The organism is Streptomyces sp. NPDC004539, from assembly GCF_040610055.1.
Taxonomy (GTDB): Bacteria; Actinomycetota; Actinomycetes; order Streptomycetales; family Streptomycetaceae; genus Streptomyces.
Genome location: NZ_JBEXLS010000012.1, coordinates 40,694 through 57,727, shown reverse-complemented (window position 1 = coordinate 57,727; position 17,034 = coordinate 40,694). Strand labels below are relative to the sequence as shown.

Genomic DNA, 17,034 nt, shown 5'->3' with positions numbered 1-17,034 from the left:
TCCTCTGCTGCGGAGAGCGGTCCGCGTCGGGTGCCGCGGGGACGGTTGTCGATGTGTACACGCCGTCGTACAGTGCGGCGACAAGTTTTATAGACCAAGAGGTACACTAAATCTTGGGAGCAGGCAACCGACCGGTCGGGACATTCCCGCCGCAGAGCCGAGAGAGAGCCGTGCACAATTTCGCGAGCATCCTCGATTACCACCTGGCCCAGCGCCCCGACGCCGTGGCCGTGACCCAGGACGACCGCCGCCTGACGGTGCGGGAGCTCCACGACCGGGTCGGCCGGCTCGCCGCCGGTCTCACCGACCTGGGCGTCGGGCGCGGCGACGTCGTCGCGCTGCTGCTGTACAACCGCCCGGAGTTCCTGGAGCTGCTGTACGCGACGAGCCGGATCGGGGCGGTGTTCCTGCCGCTCAACTACCGCCTCTCCGAGGAGGAGTGGGCGTACATCCTGGACAACGCCGAGGCGAAGGCGATCGTCACGGAACCGGAGTTCGTGCGCCCCGTGGACCGCCTCGCCGGGCGCACCCCGTCCCTGGACCACATGGTGATCGTGGACGACGACACCGCCGAGGGCTGGACCGGCTACGAGGACCTCCTCGGCGCCGGACACGAGGAGACCGTGGACGCGGCCCCCGACGACCTCCAGCGCCTGATGTACACCTCGGGCACCACCTCACGCCCCAAGGGTGTGCGGATCACGCACGGGAACGTGCAGGCCAAGAACCTCGCGCACATCGTCCACTTCGGCCTGACCGCCGCCGACACGACCCTGGTGTGCGGCCCGCTCTACCACGTCGGCGGCCTCGACATGCCCGCCCTGGCGACGCTCTACGCGGGCGGCGGCGTCGTCCTCCAGCGCCGTTTCGACGCGGCGGGCGCCCTACGCGCGATCCAGGACCACGGGGTGACGAACGTGTGGCTGGCCCCGGCGATGGTGAACGCGGTCCTGGAGGTCCCGGACCGCGCGTCGTACGACACCTCCTCAGTGCGGTTCGTCCTCGGCGGCGGCGAGAAGACCCCGGAGCCGGTGCTGCGGCGGATCATGACGGCGTTCCCGAACGCCTGGTTCGCGGACGCCTACGGCCTCACCGAGACCGTCTCCGGCGACACGTTCCTCGACCGGGAGCACGCCCTGTCCAAGCTCGGTTCGGTGGGCCGTCCCGTGCCGCACACGCGCGTGCGGATCGTCGACGACACCGGCCGGGAGGCGCCGCCCGGGGAGCTGGGCGAGATCACGCTGCGCGGCCCGAAGGTGTTCGCGGGCTACTGGCGCGACGAGAAGGCGACGGCGGCGGCGCTGCGCGACGGCTGGTTCCACACCGGGGACATCGGGCACGTCGACAAGGACGGCTTCCTCTACGTCGACGACCGCAAGAAGGACATGATCGTCTCCGGCGGCGAGAACATCGCGACGCCGGAGGTGGAGCGGGTGCTGTACGAGCACCCGGGGGTGCTGGAGGCGGCGGTCGTGGGGCTCGCGCATCCGCGCTGGGGCGAGGTGCCGCGCGCGTTCGTCGTGGTGCGGCCGGGTGCCTCGGCGGACGCGGAGGAGCTGCGCGGGTTCTGCCGGGAGCGGCTGGCCGGGTTCAAGGTGCCGGCGCGTTTCGACTTCGTGGACGAGCTGCCCCGTACGCCGTCCGGCAAGGTCCTCAAGCGGACCCTGCGCGACCTTCCCGTGGAGGGCTGAGCCGTGGCCGACGTCAACAGCGCGCTGCGGCTGGACGGGAAGGTCGCCTGGGTGACGGGCGCGGGCAAGGGCCTCGGGCGGGCGATCGCCGTCGCGCTCTCGCAGGCGGGAGCGACCGTCGCGGCGACCGCGCGGACGGCCCGTGACCTGGAGAGCCTGCGCGCGGAGGCCGGCGGTGACGTGCTGGTCGTGCCGGGGTCCGTCGCGGACGCGGACACCGTGCGGGAGACGGTCGGGCGGATCACCGGGGAGCTGGGGCGGCTCGACGTGGCCGTCAACTGCGCCGGGATCAGCCCGCACTTCACGCGCAGCGAGTACGTCACCGACGAGGACTGGCGGCGCGTGCTGGACGTCAACCTCCAGGGCACGTTCTTCTGCTGCCGCGAGGCGGGGAAGGCGATGCTGGCGCAGGGCGCGGGGTCGATCGTGAACGTGTCGTCCGTGCACGCGGTCACCGGGTTCGAGCGGATCGCCGCGTACGCCGCGAGCAAGGGCGGCACCGAGGCGCTCACCCGGGCGCTGGCCGTCGAGTGGGCCGACCGGGGGGTCCGCGTCAACTCCCTGGCCCCCGGCTACTTCCGCACCGACCTCTCCTCCGGGCTCCTCGACAGCAAGTGGGGGGAGCGCATCGTGGGGGGCACGCCGGTGGGGCGGGTCGGGGACCCCGAGGAGCTGGGGGGCGCGGCGGTGTTCCTCGCGTCGGACGCGGCCCGCTACGTGACGGGGACGACGGTGACGGTGGACGGGGGCTGGACGGCCTGGTGAGGCCGGGGCGTGGTGAGGCCGGGTCCCCATGAGGGGGCCTGGTGAGGCCGGGCCGACGCGTGGTCCGTACGCGCGTCGGCCTTCCTCTCCGGCCCGCTGCTCAGCCCTCTCGGTCAGCCGGTCAGGCCGGGGGCCGGCGCCTGGAACAGGTCCGCCATGACGGCGCGGACCGTGTCGACGACCAGCGGTGCGACGAGTTCCAGGGAGGAGCGGCCGTCCCCGACGACGGAGACGGCCCCGATCGGGCCCTCGGGTCCGCGCAGGGCGAGGCCCACGCAGCCGAGGTGCGGGAAGCACTCGCCGCGCTCCACGGCGAGCCCGCCCCGCCGCCGGATCAGGGCGAGTTCGCGGTGCAGCTGGTCGAGGCGGCCGATGCTGCGCCGGGTCCGGCACTCCATCGTCGCCGCGTACCGGGCGTCGATCTCCTCGGGGCTCAGCAGCGCCAGCATCGCCTTGCCGAGCCCGGTGCAGTGGGCGACGGCCCGGCCGCCGACCCGGGAGGGGATGTCGACGGCGGCCCGGCCGCCGATCTTGTCCAGGTAGTAGATCTCGGGCCCGTCGAGCACGGCGAGGTGGACGACCATCCGGGTCCGCACGGCGAGGTCGAGGAGGTGGGGCGCGGCGGCGGCGCGCAGGGCGCTGTGCGCGGTCTCCCGGCCGCCGAGGCCGAGCGCCCGTTCGCCCAGGGTGTATCCGGCGTCGGTGTGCCGCAGCCAGTCGAGGCGGACGAGCTGGTCGAGGATGCGGTGGGTGGTGGAGCGCGGCAGGCGGGTGCCGCGGGAGACCGTCTCCAGGGTCAGATGGGTCTGGGGGCGTTCGAAGAGGTCCATGATCAGGGTGACCCGCTCCATCATCGACGGGGGAAGGGTCCCTGCGGGGGGCGTTTCCAGGCGAAGGGCAGACATCGGCGTCGGTGCCTCCTGCTCAAACTGAAATGAATTCTAGTTCGGCGCCGATGTCAACGTATCAATGCCTCGTCCGTGGAGACAGAGTCGTGCACGGATTGATTGGGGCGTTCGGTCTATTATTCGCCGGGGCTTCGCGGGGGCAGGAAAAAGCGCCGCGCCCGGGTGGGCGCGGCGCGGGTGTCGTGAGGGTCAGGCGGTGCGGGTGAGGTCGAGGGCGATGTCGACGATCATGTCCTCCTGCCCGCCGACCAGTCCCCGCCGGCCGACCTCCTCCAGGATGGTCCGGGCGTCGAGCCCGTACTGCCGGGCGGCGGTCTCGGCGTGCCGCAGGAAGCTGGAGTAGGCGCCCGCGTACCCGAGGGTGAGGGTCTCCCGGTCGACGCGGACCGGCCGGTCCTGCAAGGGCCGTACCAGGTCGTCGGCGGCGTCCTGGAGGGCGTGCAGGTCGCAGCCGTGTTTCCAGTCGAGGAGGTTCGCGACGGCGACGAAGGGCTCGATGGGGCAGTTGCCCGCGCCGGCGCCCTGTCCTGCGAGGGAGGCGTCCACACGGGTCACGCCCTCCTCGACGGCGACGACGCTGTTGGCGACGGAGAGGGAGAGGTTCTCGTGGGCGTGGATGCCGATCTGGGTCTCCGGGTCGAGGACGTCCCGATAGGCGCGGATACGGTCGCGGACGCCGTCCATCGTCAGACGGCCGCCGGAGTCGGTGACGTACACGCAGTGCGCGCCGTACGACTCCATCAGCTTGGCCTGCTCCGCGAGTTTCTCCGGGGGTGCCATGTGGGCCATCATCAGGAACCCGGAGACGTCCATGCCGAGTTCGCGGGCGGTGGCGATGTGCTGGGCGGACACGTCGGCCTCGGTGCAGTGGGTGGCGATGCGCACCGAGCGGACGCCCAGCGCACTGGCCCGCCTCAGTTCCTCGATGGTGCCGATGCCGGGGAGGAGCAGGGTGGTGAGGACGGCGCGGTCGACGGCGTCGGCGGCGGCCTCGATCCACTCCCAGTCCGTGTTGCTGCCCGGCCCGTAGTTGAGGGAGCCGCCCGCGAGGCCGTCGCCGTGGGCGACCTCGATCGCGTCGACCCCGGCGGCGTCGAGGGCCGCGGAGATCCGGGCCACGAAGTCCGGCGTGATCCGGTGCCGTACGGCGTGCATGCCGTCCCGCAGGGTGACGTCCTGGATGTAGAGCCCGCGTGTCACTTGCCCACCTCGCTGGTCGTCCGCAGGGCGATGCGCTCGGCGACGCGCAGCGCGGCCGAGGTCATGATGTCGAGGTTGCCCGCGTAGGCGGGCAGGTAGTGGGCGGCGCCCTCCACTTCGAGGAACACCGAGACCCGCGTGGTGACGTCCCCGGCGCCGGGCGGCAGCAGCGTGTGCACGGGTTCTCCGGCGGCGACCGGCGTGAACTGCACCTCCTGCTTGAGCCGGTAGCCCGGCACGTACTCGGCGACGGCGGCCACCATCTCCTCGACCGAGGCCCGCACCGCGTCGTGGTCGGCGTCGCCGATCAGGCAGTACACGGTGTCCCGCATGATCAGCGGCGGCTCCGCCGGGTTCAGCACGATGATCGCCTTGCCCCGCGCGGCCCCGCCCACCTTCTCGATCGCGCCCGCCGTGGTCTCCGTGAACTCGTCGATGTTGGCCCGCGTCCCGGGCCCCGCCGAGCGGGACGAGATGGAGGCGACGATCTCCGCGTACGGCACGGGCGTCACCCTGCCGACGGCGTGGACGATCGGGATGGTCGCCTGCCCGCCGCAGGTGACCATGTTGACGTTGCCGAGCCCGAGGTGCTCGTCGAGGTTCACGGTCGGCACGACGTACGGCCCGATCGCGGCCGGCGTCAGGTCGACGAGGCGTTTCCCGTAGGGGGCGAGCTTCTCGGCGTTGGTGAGGTGGGCCTTGGCGGAGGTGGCGTCGAAGACGATGCCGATCTCCTCGAAGCCCGGCATGCCGATCAGCCCGTCCACGCCCTTGTGTGTCGTCGGCACTCCGAGCCGGGCGGCGCGCGCGAGGCCGTCGGAGTCCGGGTCGATGCCCACCAGCGCGGCCATCTCCAGGGTCTCGGACAGCCGCAGCACCTTGATCATCAGGTCGGTGCCGATGTTGCCGGAGCCGATCACGGCCACTTTCGTCTTCGTCATCCTTCTTCTTCCTCGTGTACGCGGGAGAACGTCGCGGTGACCGGCCCGAGGCCCGTCAGTTCGGCCCGGACGACCGTCCCCGGCGGTACGGGGACGAGCGGGCCCAGCGCCCCGGAGAGCACGATCTGTCCGGCGCGCAGCGGATCGCCGAACTCCCGTGCCGTGCGCGCCAGCCAGAGCAGCGCGGCGAGGGGGTCGCCGAGGCAGGCGGCGCCGTTCCCCTCGGAGGCGAGCACGCCGTCGGCGTAGAGCCGCATGGTCACGTCCCGGGGGGTGAGGTCGCCGAGCGGTACGGGGTGTTCACCGAGGACGAAGAGTCCGCTGGAGGCGTTGTCGGCGACCGTGTCGGTGATCGCGATGTCCCAGCCGGCGACCCTGCTGTCCACGATCTCCAGCGCCGCGACCGCGTGCCCGACGGCCGCCGCGACCCGGCCGACGTCCAGGTCGCCGTCGGCCAGATCCTCGGCGAGCACGAACGCGATCTCCGCCTCGACGCGGGGTTGCAGCAGCCGGGAGCTCGGCACCTCGGGCAGGGCGCTGACGTCCATGTCGTCGAGGAGGACCCCGAAGTCGGGCCGGTCGACGCCCACTTGGGCCTGGACGGACGGCGAGGTGAGGCCGATCTTGCGGCCGACGACACGGGCCCCGGCGGCGATCCGCTCGCCGACGACCTGTTGCTGGACGGTGTAGGCGAGGCCGATGTCGGTCGTGCCGAGGAGGTCCCGCACGGGTGGGCAGGGCGCGCGGTCGGCGGCGGCCCGGGTGAGCCGCCGGGCCGCGTCGCGCACCACGGCGGTGTTCGTGACGTCTGTCGTTCGCATCCACGACAGCCTGGGCGACCGGCGCGGGCCGGGCGGCCCGGAGTACCGCTCATCGGGACGGCCGGGCGGTCTCGCTCACCGAGATGGCCGGACCCCGTCCGGTGGACGGCTCGTTACCGTCCCGACTCGGTGGCGGGACGCCGCGGCCGGTGGAACCTGGGACGTCCACCGGCCCCTCGGCGCATCCGGGCCGCGTCCGCCTCCCCTTGTCCCGCACCCCTTGAAGCAGGCATGAGGAGGTCGTGGTGAGCGTCGACAACGAGGTCGATTACGACGTGATCGTCGTCGGTTCGGGCGGAGGGCTCGTCGGGGCGTACACGGCGGCGGCGCGCGGGCTGCGCACGCTGGTCGTGGAGAAGACCGGGCTGGTGGGCGGGACCGTCGCCTACTCCGGGGCGGGGCTGTGGTTCCCGGGTTCGGCGCCGCTGCGCCGGGCGGGTCTCGGGGACGACGTCGAAGAGGCGCGGGCGTATCTGCGGCACGTCGTCGCGGACCCCTCCCGCGAGGCGCTCCAGGACGCGTACCTGGCGGCCGGGGCGCGGCTGATCGACGAGCTGGAGGAGAACCCCTGGTTCGGGTCGTTCGTCCACGGCCCGGTCCCGGACTACTTCACGACCGCGCCGGGCGCCTCCCCCACCGGGCACACCGTGTTCCCGACTCCTCTGGACCTCGCCGGGATCGAGGCGCACGCCCCGCTGGTCCGCCGTTCCCTGCCCACCGAACGCTGGGGCTTCGACGAAGGCCGACTGGTGTCGGGCGGGCGGGCGTTGATCGGGCGGGCGCTGGCCGCGTTCCTCGCGACCGGGCACGGCACGCTGCGGCTGGACACCGCGCTGGAGAGCCTGGTCGTCGAGGACGGCAGGGTCGTCGGGATCGACGCGGTCAGCGGCGGTGAGCGGGTGCGGCTGCGGGCCTCGCTGGGGGTGCTGCTCGCGGCGGGCGGTTTCGAGCACGACCGTGTGCTGCGCGAGAAGCACCAGGGCCCGCTGACCGGCGAGTGGTCCAACGGCGTCGGCGCGAACACCGGGGACGCGCTGCGGGCCGGGATCGCCGTCGGCGCGGACACCGACCTCCTCGACGAGGCGTGGTTCGTGCCCGGTCTCGTCCAGCCGGACGGGCGGCCCGTGTTCCACACCGGGACCCGCGCCGGGATCTGGGTCAACGGCGCGGGCGAACGCTTCGTCAACGAGACCCGCCCCTACGACCAGGCCGGCCACGAGATCATGCGCCTGCACCGCACCTCGGGCGTCTCCCACGTCCCCGCCCACTGGATCTTCGACCAGCGTGTGATCGACCGCGACAGCTTCGGCGGCCCGCCCGACGAACCGCCCCGCCCCGAGTGGCTGGAGTCGGGCGCCCTCAAGCGGGCCGACAGCCTGAAGGAACTGGCGGACCTGATCGGCGTTCCGTACGGCGGACTGCGCGCGACCGTCGAGGAGTTCAACGGGTTCGCGCGCACGGGCGTCGACGAGCGGTTCCGGCGCGGCGAGTCGGTGTGGGACCAGATGTTCCACCACATCGTGCCGTTCGCCGCCGACCCCCGGCAGAACTTCCCGGCGGTCCCGGAGACCCGGTGGCCGAACCCGCTGCTCCTGCCGATCGAGGAGCCGCCGTTCTACGCGGCGACGATCCTGCCCGCCGACATCGGTACGAAGGGCGGTCTGCGGACCGACGTCCACGCCCGGGTCCTGCGGCCCGACGGGAGCGCGATCCCCGGTCTGTACGCGGCCGGGAACACGGCCGCCGCGATGTCGGGGCGGGTGTATCCGGGGGCGGGGACGCCGATCGGGTCGAGCATCGCGTTCTCCTATCTGGCGGTGCTGGACCTCGCCGGGAAGTGAGAGCGCCGGGCCCGGGACTCCCCCGCGGGTCCCGGGCCCGGTTCAGCGGGCGGCGGCCAGCCGGGCGGCGAGCCGCAGGTCGTGTTCCGCCTGGTCGGGGGTGAGTTCCTCGGTGAGGACGGCCACGAACAGTCCCCACCAGGTGTAGACGAGCATGCGGACCCGGCTGCCGCTGCCGAGGTGGCCGAGCGCCCTGCGGCCCAGGGCGGTGCCGGTGATGTCGATGCGGGTGGGGACGGCTCCGGCGTACTCGGTGAACGAGGAGAGCGCGACGGCCGAGGCGAGCAGGGGGCTCGCCAGGAGTTCGTCGGTCAGCTCGACGAACGTGTCGGCGAGGTCGGCGTCCGTGTCGGTGTCGTCCAGGAACTGTTCGATGTGCCACTCCAGGACGGCGAGGAACAGGCCGGGCTTGGAGGGGAAGTAGCGGTACAGGGTGGCGATGGCCACCCCGGCCTCCCGGGCGACGTCGTGCATCTGGACGCCGGCGAGTCCGTCGCGGGCGCCGAGCGCGGAGGCGGCGCGCAGGATGCGGACGCGGCGGGCGGCCTGGCGGATGGACGTGGGTGCGGCGGGGCGTCGTACCTCCGACGGCCCCGCCTTGAAGTACTCCGGGGGCCCCGCGCCGAAGGCCCGCACGCTCATCCCGCCTCCGGGCGGGTCAGGAACGCCAGGACCGCGCTCTCCCATGCCTCCTTCTGCTCGATCATCGCCCAGTGCCCGCAGTCGGGCAGGACGTGCAGTTCCGCCTTGGGGATGGTGCGCAGCGGCAGGAGCGCGTTGTCGAGGGGAGTGACGCGGTCGTCGCGGCCCCAGGTGAGGAGGGTGGGGGCGGTGACCTTGTGGAGGGCGGCCCAGATCGGGCGGTCGTCGTGCGCCTGCGCGGCGAGGATGCCGGCCATGGCCTGCCGGCCGTAGATGCGGCGGGACGCCTCCAGGGTCTCCGGGTCGGTGGCGCTCGCCCAGCGGTCCTCGATCAGTTCGTCGGTGAGGAGCGCCGGGTCGTGGACCATCGCGCGCAGCCACTGGACGAGGTTGTCGCGGGTGGGGTTCTCGGCGAACTCGACGAGGAGGTTGAGGCCCTCGCTGGGCGCCGGGGAGAGGATGTTGCGGCCGACGCCGCCGATGGTGACGATCCGCCGGAAGAGGTCCTGGTGGGCGACGGCGAGGCCGACGGCGACGTAGCCGCCCATGGAGTTGCCGATGACGTCGACGCGGTCGAGTCCGAGGCCGTCGAGGAAGCGCAGGACGGCCTTGGGGCCGGCGGCCATCGGGCTCTCGGGGGTCGGGTCGCTGACGCCGAAGCCGGGGAACTCCAGGGCCAGGCAGCGGAAGTGCCCGGCGAGGGCGGGGAGGTTGTCCCGGTAGTTGCGCCAGCCGGTGACCCCGGGTCCGGAGCCGTGCAGCAGGAGCAGCGGGGGGCCGTCGCCAGCTTCGTGGTAGCGCAACGTGCCGTCGGCGGTGGGGAGTTCGCGCAGGGTGTCGTCGTAGCTGAGGGTCATGCCGGTCACCGTCGCACCGGGGCGGCGGGGTGAGGCGTACGGCTCCCGATCAGTGGGACGGGTTCGGCGGGCGGGCGGGGGCTCTGCCTACCGTCGCCGTCGTGACGATGACGAACCGATGTGAGGGGAGGGCCTGATGGGCGTGCGTTCACTCGGGTACCTGCGGCTGGAGTCCGGTGACCTGGGCAAGTGGCGGGCTTTCGGGGCCGACTTCCTCGGTCTGATGCCGGTGGAGAGCGACTCGGGGTCGCTGTCGTTCCGGATGGACGACCATCCCGCCCGGATCGTGGTCTCGCCGGGCGCCCAGCCCGCGACGACGGCGCTGGGCTTCGAGGTGCTGGACGAGCGGGAGCTGGCGAAGCTCGTCGCGGACGTCGAGAGGTCCGGCATCAAGGTGACGGCCGGTACGGAGGCGGAGGCGGCGGAGCGGAAGGTCACCGGGTTCGCCAGGTTCGCGGACCCGGGCGGCAACCCGGTCGAGCTGTACTACGGGACGGTCCTCGACCATGTCCCGGTGACGACGCCCCTGGTGTCGAGGTTCGTGACCGGCGACATGGGGTTCGGGCACGCGATCGTGTCCGCCGAGGACGCGCGGGCGGCGTTCGACTTCTATGTGGGTGTGCTGGGCTTCGTCGAGCGCAACACGATGAAGGGCCCCGGCGGCACGACCTGGTTCCTGGGCTGCAACCCGCGCCACCACACTCTGGGCATCACCCCGGCGCCGGGCCCGGGGCGGCTGCTGCACTTCATGGTGGAGGCGGCGACGCTGGACGACGTGGGTCTCGCGCTGGACCGGGCGGCGAAGTACGAGGTGCCGATGATGCACAGCCTCGGCAAGCACACGAACGACCACATGGTGTCGTTCTACGTGTGGTCGCCGGAGAACATCGCCGTCGAGTTCGGCTGGAACGGCCTGAAGGTGCCGGAGCCGGTCCCGGTGTACGAGATCACCGACGGCGCGTTCTGGGGACACAACTTCACCCCGCCGCCGCAGCCCGCCGGCTGAGCACCGGCTCTCGGTACGGGAAGAGCCCCACGTCACCGTGGGGCTCTTTCGCCGTCTCACCCGACGGTGATCGCCCGTTCCGGGCAGGCCCGTTCGCCGTCGCGGGCGGTCTCCTCCTGGCCGTCGGGGACCTCGCCGTCGTACGGCAGGGCGTAGCCGTCGTCGTCGAGGCGGAACAGTGCGGGGGCCGCCGCCGCGCAGCGGGCGTGTCCCGAGCAGGACCCCGGGTCGATGGAGATCTTCACTCGGCTCACCTCCGTCCTACGGTTTGTTGGTGGAGCCGGCGTCCACGGTGAACTGGAGGCCGGTGACGTAGCGGGCCTCGTCGGAGGCGAGGAACAGGACGGCGTTGGAGACGTCGCGGGGTTCGACGTACGGGGCGAGGGGGTTCATCGCGGCGAGGGCGAACAGGGGTTCGCGGGCGGCGAGTTCCTCGACCGGGACACCGACGCCGATGCCGGTGTCGCTGACCCCGGTGGGGTGGACGGTGTTCACGCGGACGCGGTGCGGGGCGAGTTCGTTGGCCAGGGCCTTCATGAGGCCGACGACGCCGTGCTTGGCGGCGACGTAGTGCGCGTAGGGCACATGTCCGCGGATTCCGGCGGCGGAGCTGATCAGGACGATCGACCCGCCCTGCCCCGCCTCGATCAGCCCCGGTATCGCGGCCCGCGCCGTGTTCCACGCCCCTTTCAGGTTGACGTCGACCACGACGTCCCACGCCTCCTCGCTCAACTCCCAGGCGGCACCGGAACTCATGACGCCCGCGTTGGCGATCACCGTGTCCAGCCGGCCGAATTCACTGTGCGCGGCGTCGACCGCCGCCCGCATGTCGGCGATGGACCGCACGTCGGCCTCGACGGCGACACACCCGCGTCCGGTCGCGCGCACCAGCTCGACGGTCTCCGCGAGCTGTTCCTTCGTCCCCAGCGGATAGGGCAGCTCGTCGCTGATCTCGTGCCCGACGTCGGTGACGACGATGTCGGCGCCCTCCTCGGCGAGCCGCACGGCGTGCGAGCGGCCCTGGCCGCGTGCGGCTCCGGTGATCAGGGCGACCTTGCCCTCGACTCGTCCCGTCAACTGCCTCACCTTTCCGTGCTGTTCAGGTCGTCGGCCGCGTCGCGCAGGGCGTGCAGCCGGGAGTTCAGGAGGTCGCGCTCGGCGGCCTCCAGGTGCTCGGCGCCGGTCAGCCGGGCCTCGGTCGCGGTGATCTCCTCGCGGAGCCGTTCGGCGGCCTCCTCGCGGGTGAGGAGGTCGACGTCGGTCCAGTCGGAGCGCTCCGCGGGCGGGCGGGCGGTCATGCGGGGAGGTTGTAGAGGCGGCGGGTGTTCAGCTCGACGATCCGGTGGACCTCGTCGTCGGGGACGTCGGCGAGGACCTCGGCGGCGTAGGCGCGGCTCCTCGGCCAGTAGGAGTCGGAGTGGGGGTAGTCGCACTCCCAGGTGATCTTGTCGATGCCGATGTGGTGGCGGTTCTCGACGCCGAAGCGGTCGTCGATGAAGCAGCCGTGGAAGTGCCGGTGGAAGAGTTCGGAGGGGCGGACGGTCTGGTCGACGTTCTGGTAGTGGCGGTGGCGTTCCCAGGTGCCGTCGATGCGTTCCAGGAGGTAGGGAATCCAGCCGATGCCGCCTTCGGAGAGGCCGATCCTGAGGTTCGGGTGCTTGTGCAGGACCGGGGAGAAGAGGAGGTCGGCGGTGGCGAACATGGCGTTGCAGCCGAACAGGGCGATGGTGACGGCGAAGGGGGCCTCGGGGGCGGTCTTGGGGGACTGTCCCGAGGTGCCGAAGTGCAGGCAGAGGGGGAGGCCGGTCTCCTCGGCGGCGGAGAGGACGGGGTCCCAGTGGTCGGTGTGGAAGGACGGCAGGCCGCGCGGGACGGGGTTCTCGGGGAAGGAGATCGCCTTCGCGCCCTTGGCGGCCGTGCGGTGGATCTCGGCGACGCAGGCTTCGACGTCCCACAGGGGCAGGACGACGAGGGGGATGAGCCGGTCCGGCGCGGTGGCGCACCACTCGTCGAGCACGAAGTCGTTCCACGCCTGGACGCAGAGGCGGGCGAGGTCCTTGTCCCGGCCGTCGAGGAAGACGGTGCCGGCGAAGCCGGGGAACGAGGGGAAGCAGAGGGCGCCCCAGACGCCGTCGAGGTCCATGTCGCGCAGCCGGGCCTTGGGGTCGTAGCAGCCCGGGATCATCTCGTCGTAGCGGGTGGGTTCGAGGCCGAACTCCTCGGGCTGTTTGCCGGCGACGGCGTTGAGGCCGATGTAGGGGTAGATCCGGCCCTCGTAGGTCCACACCTCGGCGGGCGGTTTGCCCTCGCCCCGGTGCTGTTCGACGATCCGGGGTCCCGCCTCGCGGTGGCGGGCGGGCAGGCGGTCCGTCCACAGGCGCGGGGGTTCGATCAGGTGGTCGTCGGTGGACAGCAGCTTCATCCACGGCTGCAACGGCATGCGCGCTCCCTCTAACAGCTGGCTCATTGCGTGCACTGAACATGTCCCGGTGAGCGGGACCGAGCGTGAAGAACCCACGTGAATCAGGGATCTTGAGATACGGCCGGATCAACCTGACTCTATTAAGGCTACTCTTTTCTTCTCAGGAATCCGAGGGTCCGAGGAGTTCGACGGAGGGAGACCCCATGGGTCGAGTGCAGGACAAGGTCGTCTTCATCACGGGGGCGGCGCGCGGCCAGGGCCGGGCGCAGGCGGTGCGGCTCGCCGCCGAGGGGGCCGACGTCGTCGCGGTGGACCTGTGCGAGGACATCGCGACCAACGGCTACCCCCTCGCCACGCCCGAGGACCTGGAGGAGACGGTCCGTCAGGTGGAGAAGCTGGGCCGGCGGATCGTCGCCCGCAGGGCCGACGTGCGCGATCCGGGGGCACTGCGGGCGGCGGTCGCGGACGGGGTGGCGGAGCTGGGGCGGCTGGACGCGGTGGTGGCGCAGGCGGGGATCTGTCCGATCGGGCCGGGGAAGAGCGCGCAGGCGTTCCTGGACGCGGTGACGGTCGACTTCAACGGGGTCGTGCACGCGGTGGACGCCGCGCTGCCGTATCTCCCGGACGGCGCCTCGATCGTGGCGACCGGGTCGATCGCGGGGCTGATCCCGGCGACCACCGACAACCCGGCGAACGGCCCCGGCGGGCTGGGCTACTCGTTCGCGAAACGCCAGGTCGCCTCCTTCGTCCACGACCTGGCGACCGTCCTCAACCCCCGCCGCATCCGCGTCAACGCCCTGCACCCCACCAACGTCGACACCGACATGCTCAACAGCGACGTCATGTACCGCTCGTTCCGCCCCGACCTCGACCACCCGACCCGCGAGGACGCCCTCCCCTCCTTCCCGGCGACGACCGGCTTCGGCGTCCCCTACGTCTCCCCCGACGACATCGCCGACATGGTCCTCTTCCTCGTCTCGGACGAGTCGAAGTACGTCACCGGCATGCAGATGCGCGTCGACGCGGGCGGCTACGTGAAACGCCGCCCGCAACTCCCCGCGTTCTAGGCGCCCATCTCGATCACGACCTTCCCGGTGGTCCGCCGCCCCGCCACGTCGGACAGGGCGGCGGCCACCTCGCCGAGGGGGTGGACGCGGGAGACCAGCGGACGCATCCCGTCGCGGACGAGCCGGGCGAGCGCCTCGTCCCCGGCGGCCACGGCCTCGGGGGCGTACCGGCGGAGCATGCGGATCTCGAAGCCCCGGACGACCGCGTCCTTCAGCAGCACGAGGTTGAGGGGGATGCGCGGGACACGGCCGTCCGCGTACCCGACGGTGACGAACCGGCCTCCCCTGCGCAGGCCGCGCAGTGCCGCCTCCGCGTGGTCCCCGCCCACCGGGTCGACCGCCAGGTGGGCGCCCTCGCCGGTCAGTTCCCGCACCCGCGTCTTGAGGTCCTCGCGGACGTAGTCCACCCCGGCCTCGGCGCCGAGCACGCGGGCGACCTTCAGCCGTTCCTCGCCGGACGCCGCCGCCACGACCCGCATCCCGAGCCGCGATCCGACGTCCACGGCGGCCGACCCGACCCCGCCGGCCGCCCCCAGCACGGTCACCCACTCCCCCGCCGTCCCCGCCCCGACGGTCACGAGGGCGTGGTAGGCGGTCGCGTAGGTGACGTGGAACGCGGCGGCGTGCACCATGTCGAGCCCGTCCGGCACCGCCCGCAGCCCCTCGACGGGAACGACGGCCTTCTCGGCGAACGCCCCCGTCAGCACCGCCCCCGCGACCGGCGTCCCCACAGCCGGCCCGGCGACACCGGGCCCCAGCGCCGCGACGACCCCGGCGAACTCGCTGCCCGGCGTGAACGGCGGCGGCGCGGGCACCTGATAGCGCCCGGCGACGAGGAGGACGTCCGGGAAGTTGACGGCGGCGGCGTGCACGTCCACCAGCACTTCACCGGGCCCGGGTTCGGGGTCGTCGAGGGTGACGACCTCCAGGCCCTCGGGCGGGCCGTAGGCCGTGCAGCGGGCGGCTCTCACACACTCTCCCTGGGCAGTCCGAGGACGCGTTCGGCGATGGTGTTGCGCTGGATCTCGGCGGTGCCTGCGCCGATCGTGGAGGCCCGGGTGCGCAGGAACCCCCAGACCCAGCGCCCGCGTTCGACGGCGTGCGGGTCGTGGCGGTCGAGGGTGCCGTAGGGGCCGAGGAGGTCGACGGCGAACTCGTGCAGGTCCTGCTCGAAGAGGGCGATGAAGAGGCGGGACGTGGAGGAGGCGGGTCCCGGTTCGCCCTTGGTGAGGATGTCGGTGATGGTCCGCATGCCGGTGAGCCGCATGATCCGCACGCGCGTCTCGAAGTCGGCGAGCCGGTCGCGGACCAGCGGGTCGGCGGTGGCGCCGCGTTCACGGGCGAGGTGGATCAGTTCGTCGAGGACGCGCCGGTAGCGGGCGGCCTGGTTCATGGCGCCGGCCGCGCGTTCGTGGCCGAGGCTGGTGCGGACGAGGGGCCAGCCGCCGTTCTCGGGGCCGATGCGGTCGGTGACGGGGACGCGGACGTCGTCGAGGAAGATCTCGCAGAAGTGCGCGTCCCCGGTGAGGTCCCGCAGCGGACGGACGGTGACGCCGGGGGCGTGTGCGTCGACGAGGAGGTAACTGATGCCGTCCTGGCGGGAGTTCGGCGGGCCGGTGCGGACGAGGGTGAAGAGGATGTCCGCGATGTCGGCCGAACTGTTCCACACCTTCTGCCCGTTGACGATGTACGTGTCCCCGTCGCGGCGGGCGGTCGTGCGCAGGGCGGCGAGGTCGGAGCCCGCCTCCGGTTCGGAGTAGCCCTGTGCCCAGATCGTGTCGGCGCGCAGCATCGGGCGCAGGAAGCGGGCCTTCTGCTCCTCGGTGGCGTGGCGGACGATCGTCGGGGCGGCGATGCCGAGGCCGGTGCCGAGCGGGCCGGGGACCCGGGCGCGGGCGTACTCCTCCTGGTAGACGACCTGGTGGGCGAAGTCCAGGTCCAGGCCGCCGTGTTCGCGCGGCCAGCTCGGGCCCGCCCAGCCGGCGTCGTACAGGGTGGCGAGCCACGCCTTCTGCCAACCGAGCCGCTCGGCCGGGTCCTTGGGGCGTCGGCCGGGGTGGTGATCGGTGAGGAAGGCGCGCAGTCGCTGCCGGAAGGCGTCGGTCATCGGGGTGCCATGCGCAGGGCGCCGTCGAGGCGGACCGTCTGGCCGTTGAGGTAGGGGTTCTCCAGCAGTTCGACGGCGAGGCGGGCGAAGTCGTCGGGTTCGCCGAGGCGTCTGGGGTGGGGGACGGTCGCGGCGAGGCCCTCGCGGATGTCGGCGCGCAGCCGGCCCAGCATGGGGGTGTCCATGATGCCGGGGGCGATGGTGTTGACGCGGATCTGCCAGCTCGCGAGGTCGCGGGCGGCGACGAGGGTGATGCCGTGCACGCCCGCCTTGGCGGCGGTGTAGGAGGTCTGGCCGATCTGGCCGTCGAAGGCGGCGACGGACGAGGTGAGGACGATCGCGCCCCGGTCGCCGTCCACGATCTCGTTGCCGGAGAGGCGGGCGGCGGCCAGCCGCAGGACGTTGTAGGTGCCGATCAGGTTGACGCGGACGACCTCGGCGAAGGTGTCGAGTCCGCCGGGGGCCCGGTCGCGGTCGATGATGCGGGTCCGGTCGCCGCCGCGTCCCGCGCAGTGCACGATCCAGCGCGGGGTGCCGAGTTCGCTCGCGGCGTCGAGGGCGGCGTTCACGTCGTTCTCGTCGGTGACGTCGGCGCGCACGAACCGTACGGCGTCGCCGAGTTCGGCGACGGCCTTGGCGCCCTCCTCCTCGGAGACGTCCGCGAGGACGACCCGGTGGCCCCGGGCGATGACGCGGCGGGCGGTGGCCCGGCCGAGGCCGGAGGCGCCTCCGGTGACCAGGGCCGACGAACCGTCGATGGGCACGG

The 17,034-nt window shown here is 72.6% G+C and carries 18 protein-coding genes; 5 read left to right on the top strand and 13 right to left on the bottom strand.

Translation table 11 applies throughout. The features are described 5' to 3' along the window. Window positions 1-170: 170 nt before the first annotated feature. Window positions 171-1,691, top strand: a complete 1,521-nt coding sequence (locus ABZX85_RS24750; RefSeq protein WP_355872475.1) for a long-chain fatty acid--CoA ligase — start codon at window positions 171-173, stop codon at window positions 1,689-1,691. A 3-nt stretch (window positions 1,692-1,694) separates the two neighbouring features. Next, entirely contained in the window at window positions 1,695-2,456 is a 762-nt protein-coding gene (locus tag ABZX85_RS24745) for an SDR family oxidoreductase (protein ID WP_355872473.1), read from the top strand. Window positions 2,457-2,569: 113 nt separating this feature from the next. Here the strand turns inward: ABZX85_RS24745 and ABZX85_RS24740 are convergent, their stop codons facing one another. The 4 genes from ABZX85_RS24740 to ABZX85_RS24725 form a co-directional block, all read right to left on the bottom strand. Beyond that, on the bottom strand, window positions 2,570-3,310 hold the full coding sequence (locus ABZX85_RS24740; protein WP_355872942.1) for an IclR family transcriptional regulator: 741 nt from the start codon (window positions 3,308-3,310) through the stop codon (window positions 2,570-2,572). A gap of 243 nt (window positions 3,311-3,553) precedes the next feature. Continuing rightward, window positions 3,554-4,564, bottom strand: coding sequence for a 4-hydroxy-2-oxovalerate aldolase (gene dmpG, locus ABZX85_RS24735; RefSeq protein WP_355872470.1), 1,011 nt, complete (start codon window positions 4,562-4,564; stop codon window positions 3,554-3,556). Further along, the gene (locus ABZX85_RS24730) at window positions 4,561-5,505 is read right to left on the bottom strand and encodes an acetaldehyde dehydrogenase (acetylating) (RefSeq protein ID WP_355872467.1); all 945 of its coding nucleotides are present in this window, start codon (window positions 5,503-5,505) and stop codon (window positions 4,561-4,563) included. The genes dmpG and ABZX85_RS24730 overlap by 4 nt, the downstream gene beginning before the upstream one ends. Continuing rightward, window positions 5,502-6,326 carry a fumarylacetoacetate hydrolase family protein gene (locus ABZX85_RS24725; protein WP_355872463.1) on the bottom strand — a complete coding sequence of 275 codons (825 nt, stop codon included), beginning with the start codon at window positions 6,324-6,326 and terminating at the stop codon, window positions 5,502-5,504. The genes ABZX85_RS24730 and ABZX85_RS24725 overlap by 4 nt, the downstream gene beginning before the upstream one ends. 245 nt (window positions 6,327-6,571) lie before the next feature. Between ABZX85_RS24725 and ABZX85_RS24720 the strand changes: the two genes are divergently transcribed. Then, window positions 6,572-8,167, top strand: a complete 1,596-nt coding sequence (locus ABZX85_RS24720) for an FAD-binding protein (RefSeq protein ID WP_355872460.1) — start codon at window positions 6,572-6,574, stop codon at window positions 8,165-8,167. A gap of 42 nt (window positions 8,168-8,209) precedes the next feature. Here the strand turns inward: ABZX85_RS24720 and ABZX85_RS24715 are convergent, their stop codons facing one another. Both ABZX85_RS24715 and ABZX85_RS24710 read right to left on the bottom strand, forming a co-directional pair. Next, window positions 8,210-8,809 (bottom strand): TetR/AcrR family transcriptional regulator, encoded by a 600-nt coding sequence (locus ABZX85_RS24715; RefSeq protein ID WP_355872457.1) that lies wholly within the window; start codon window positions 8,807-8,809, stop codon window positions 8,210-8,212. Continuing rightward, window positions 8,806-9,666, bottom strand: coding sequence for an alpha/beta fold hydrolase (locus ABZX85_RS24710; protein WP_355872455.1), 861 nt, complete (start codon window positions 9,664-9,666; stop codon window positions 8,806-8,808). Before ABZX85_RS24710 ends, ABZX85_RS24715 begins: the two co-directional genes overlap by 4 nt. Window positions 9,667-9,802: 136 nt before the next feature. Between ABZX85_RS24710 and ABZX85_RS24705 the strand changes: the two genes are divergently transcribed. Beyond that, window positions 9,803-10,672, top strand: coding sequence for a VOC family protein (locus ABZX85_RS24705; protein WP_355872453.1), 870 nt, complete (start codon window positions 9,803-9,805; stop codon window positions 10,670-10,672). A 56-nt stretch (window positions 10,673-10,728) separates the two neighbouring features. Here ABZX85_RS24705 and ABZX85_RS24700 read toward each other — a convergent pair whose 3' ends face one another. From ABZX85_RS24700 to ABZX85_RS24685, 4 genes are read right to left on the bottom strand one after another with little or no spacing between them, the layout of a single operon-like run. Continuing rightward, window positions 10,729-10,917 carry a ferredoxin gene (locus tag ABZX85_RS24700; RefSeq protein ID WP_355872450.1) on the bottom strand — a complete coding sequence of 63 codons (189 nt, stop codon included), beginning with the start codon at window positions 10,915-10,917 and terminating at the stop codon, window positions 10,729-10,731. Between the two features lie 16 nt (window positions 10,918-10,933). Then, window positions 10,934-11,749 carry a mycofactocin-coupled SDR family oxidoreductase gene (locus tag ABZX85_RS24695; protein ID WP_355872447.1) on the bottom strand — a complete coding sequence of 272 codons (816 nt, stop codon included), beginning with the start codon at window positions 11,747-11,749 and terminating at the stop codon, window positions 10,934-10,936. 5 nt (window positions 11,750-11,754) lie between these two features. Beyond that, window positions 11,755-11,970, bottom strand: coding sequence for a hypothetical protein (locus tag ABZX85_RS24690; RefSeq protein ID WP_355872445.1), 216 nt, complete (start codon window positions 11,968-11,970; stop codon window positions 11,755-11,757). Further along, window positions 11,967-13,112 (bottom strand): amidohydrolase family protein, encoded by a 1,146-nt coding sequence (locus ABZX85_RS24685; RefSeq protein WP_355872442.1) that lies wholly within the window; start codon window positions 13,110-13,112, stop codon window positions 11,967-11,969. Before ABZX85_RS24685 ends, ABZX85_RS24690 begins: the two co-directional genes overlap by 4 nt. 185 nt (window positions 13,113-13,297) lie before the next feature. On the opposite strand from ABZX85_RS24685, the gene ABZX85_RS24680 reads away from it, so the two are divergent. Next, the gene (locus tag ABZX85_RS24680) at window positions 13,298-14,161 is read left to right on the top strand and encodes a mycofactocin-coupled SDR family oxidoreductase (protein ID WP_355872440.1); all 864 of its coding nucleotides are present in this window, start codon (window positions 13,298-13,300) and stop codon (window positions 14,159-14,161) included. Here ABZX85_RS24680 and ABZX85_RS24675 read toward each other — a convergent pair. The 3 genes from ABZX85_RS24675 to ABZX85_RS24665 are packed head-to-tail and all read right to left on the bottom strand — an operon-like array spanning window position 14,158 to window position 17,032. Further along, the gene (locus ABZX85_RS24675; protein ID WP_355872437.1) at window positions 14,158-15,132 is read right to left on the bottom strand and encodes an NADPH:quinone oxidoreductase family protein; all 975 of its coding nucleotides are present in this window, start codon (window positions 15,130-15,132) and stop codon (window positions 14,158-14,160) included. The two genes, ABZX85_RS24680 and ABZX85_RS24675, sit on opposite strands and share 4 nt — an antisense overlap. After that, complete coding sequence (locus tag ABZX85_RS24670) at window positions 15,129-16,268, bottom strand: acyl-CoA dehydrogenase family protein (protein WP_355872435.1); 1,140 nt, start codon at window positions 16,266-16,268, stop codon at window positions 15,129-15,131. Before ABZX85_RS24670 ends, ABZX85_RS24675 begins: the two co-directional genes overlap by 4 nt. After that, the gene (locus ABZX85_RS24665; RefSeq protein ID WP_355872433.1) at window positions 16,265-17,032 is read right to left on the bottom strand and encodes an SDR family NAD(P)-dependent oxidoreductase; all 768 of its coding nucleotides are present in this window, start codon (window positions 17,030-17,032) and stop codon (window positions 16,265-16,267) included. The genes ABZX85_RS24670 and ABZX85_RS24665 overlap by 4 nt, the downstream gene beginning before the upstream one ends. Between the last annotated feature and the right edge of the window lie 2 nt (window positions 17,033-17,034).

What these genes read in the sequence shown, in the direction of transcription:
- ABZX85_RS24715 (WP_355872457.1), bottom strand. Translation starts at nt 8,809, where the DNA reads ATGAGCGTGCGGGCCTTCGGCGCGGGGCCCCCGGAGTACTTCAAGGCG.
- ABZX85_RS24705 (WP_355872453.1), top strand. Translation starts at nt 9,803, where the DNA reads ATGGGCGTGCGTTCACTCGGGTACCTGCGGCTGGAGTCCGGTGACCTG.
- ABZX85_RS24670 (WP_355872435.1), bottom strand. Translation starts at nt 16,268, where the DNA reads ATGACCGACGCCTTCCGGCAGCGACTGCGCGCCTTCCTCACCGATCAC.
- ABZX85_RS24730 (WP_355872467.1), bottom strand. Translation starts at nt 5,505, where the DNA reads ATGACGAAGACGAAAGTGGCCGTGATCGGCTCCGGCAACATCGGCACC.
- ABZX85_RS24680 (WP_355872440.1), top strand. Translation starts at nt 13,298, where the DNA reads ATGGGTCGAGTGCAGGACAAGGTCGTCTTCATCACGGGGGCGGCGCGC.
- ABZX85_RS24725 (WP_355872463.1), bottom strand. Translation starts at nt 6,326, where the DNA reads ATGCGAACGACAGACGTCACGAACACCGCCGTGGTGCGCGACGCGGCC.
- ABZX85_RS24690 (WP_355872445.1), bottom strand. Translation starts at nt 11,970, where the DNA reads ATGACCGCCCGCCCGCCCGCGGAGCGCTCCGACTGGACCGACGTCGAC.
- ABZX85_RS24710 (WP_355872455.1), bottom strand. Translation starts at nt 9,666, where the DNA reads ATGACCCTCAGCTACGACGACACCCTGCGCGAACTCCCCACCGCCGAC.
- ABZX85_RS24685 (WP_355872442.1), bottom strand. Translation starts at nt 13,112, where the DNA reads ATGCCGTTGCAGCCGTGGATGAAGCTGCTGTCCACCGACGACCACCTG.
- ABZX85_RS24740 (WP_355872942.1), bottom strand. Translation starts at nt 3,310, where the DNA reads ATGATGGAGCGGGTCACCCTGATCATGGACCTCTTCGAACGCCCCCAG.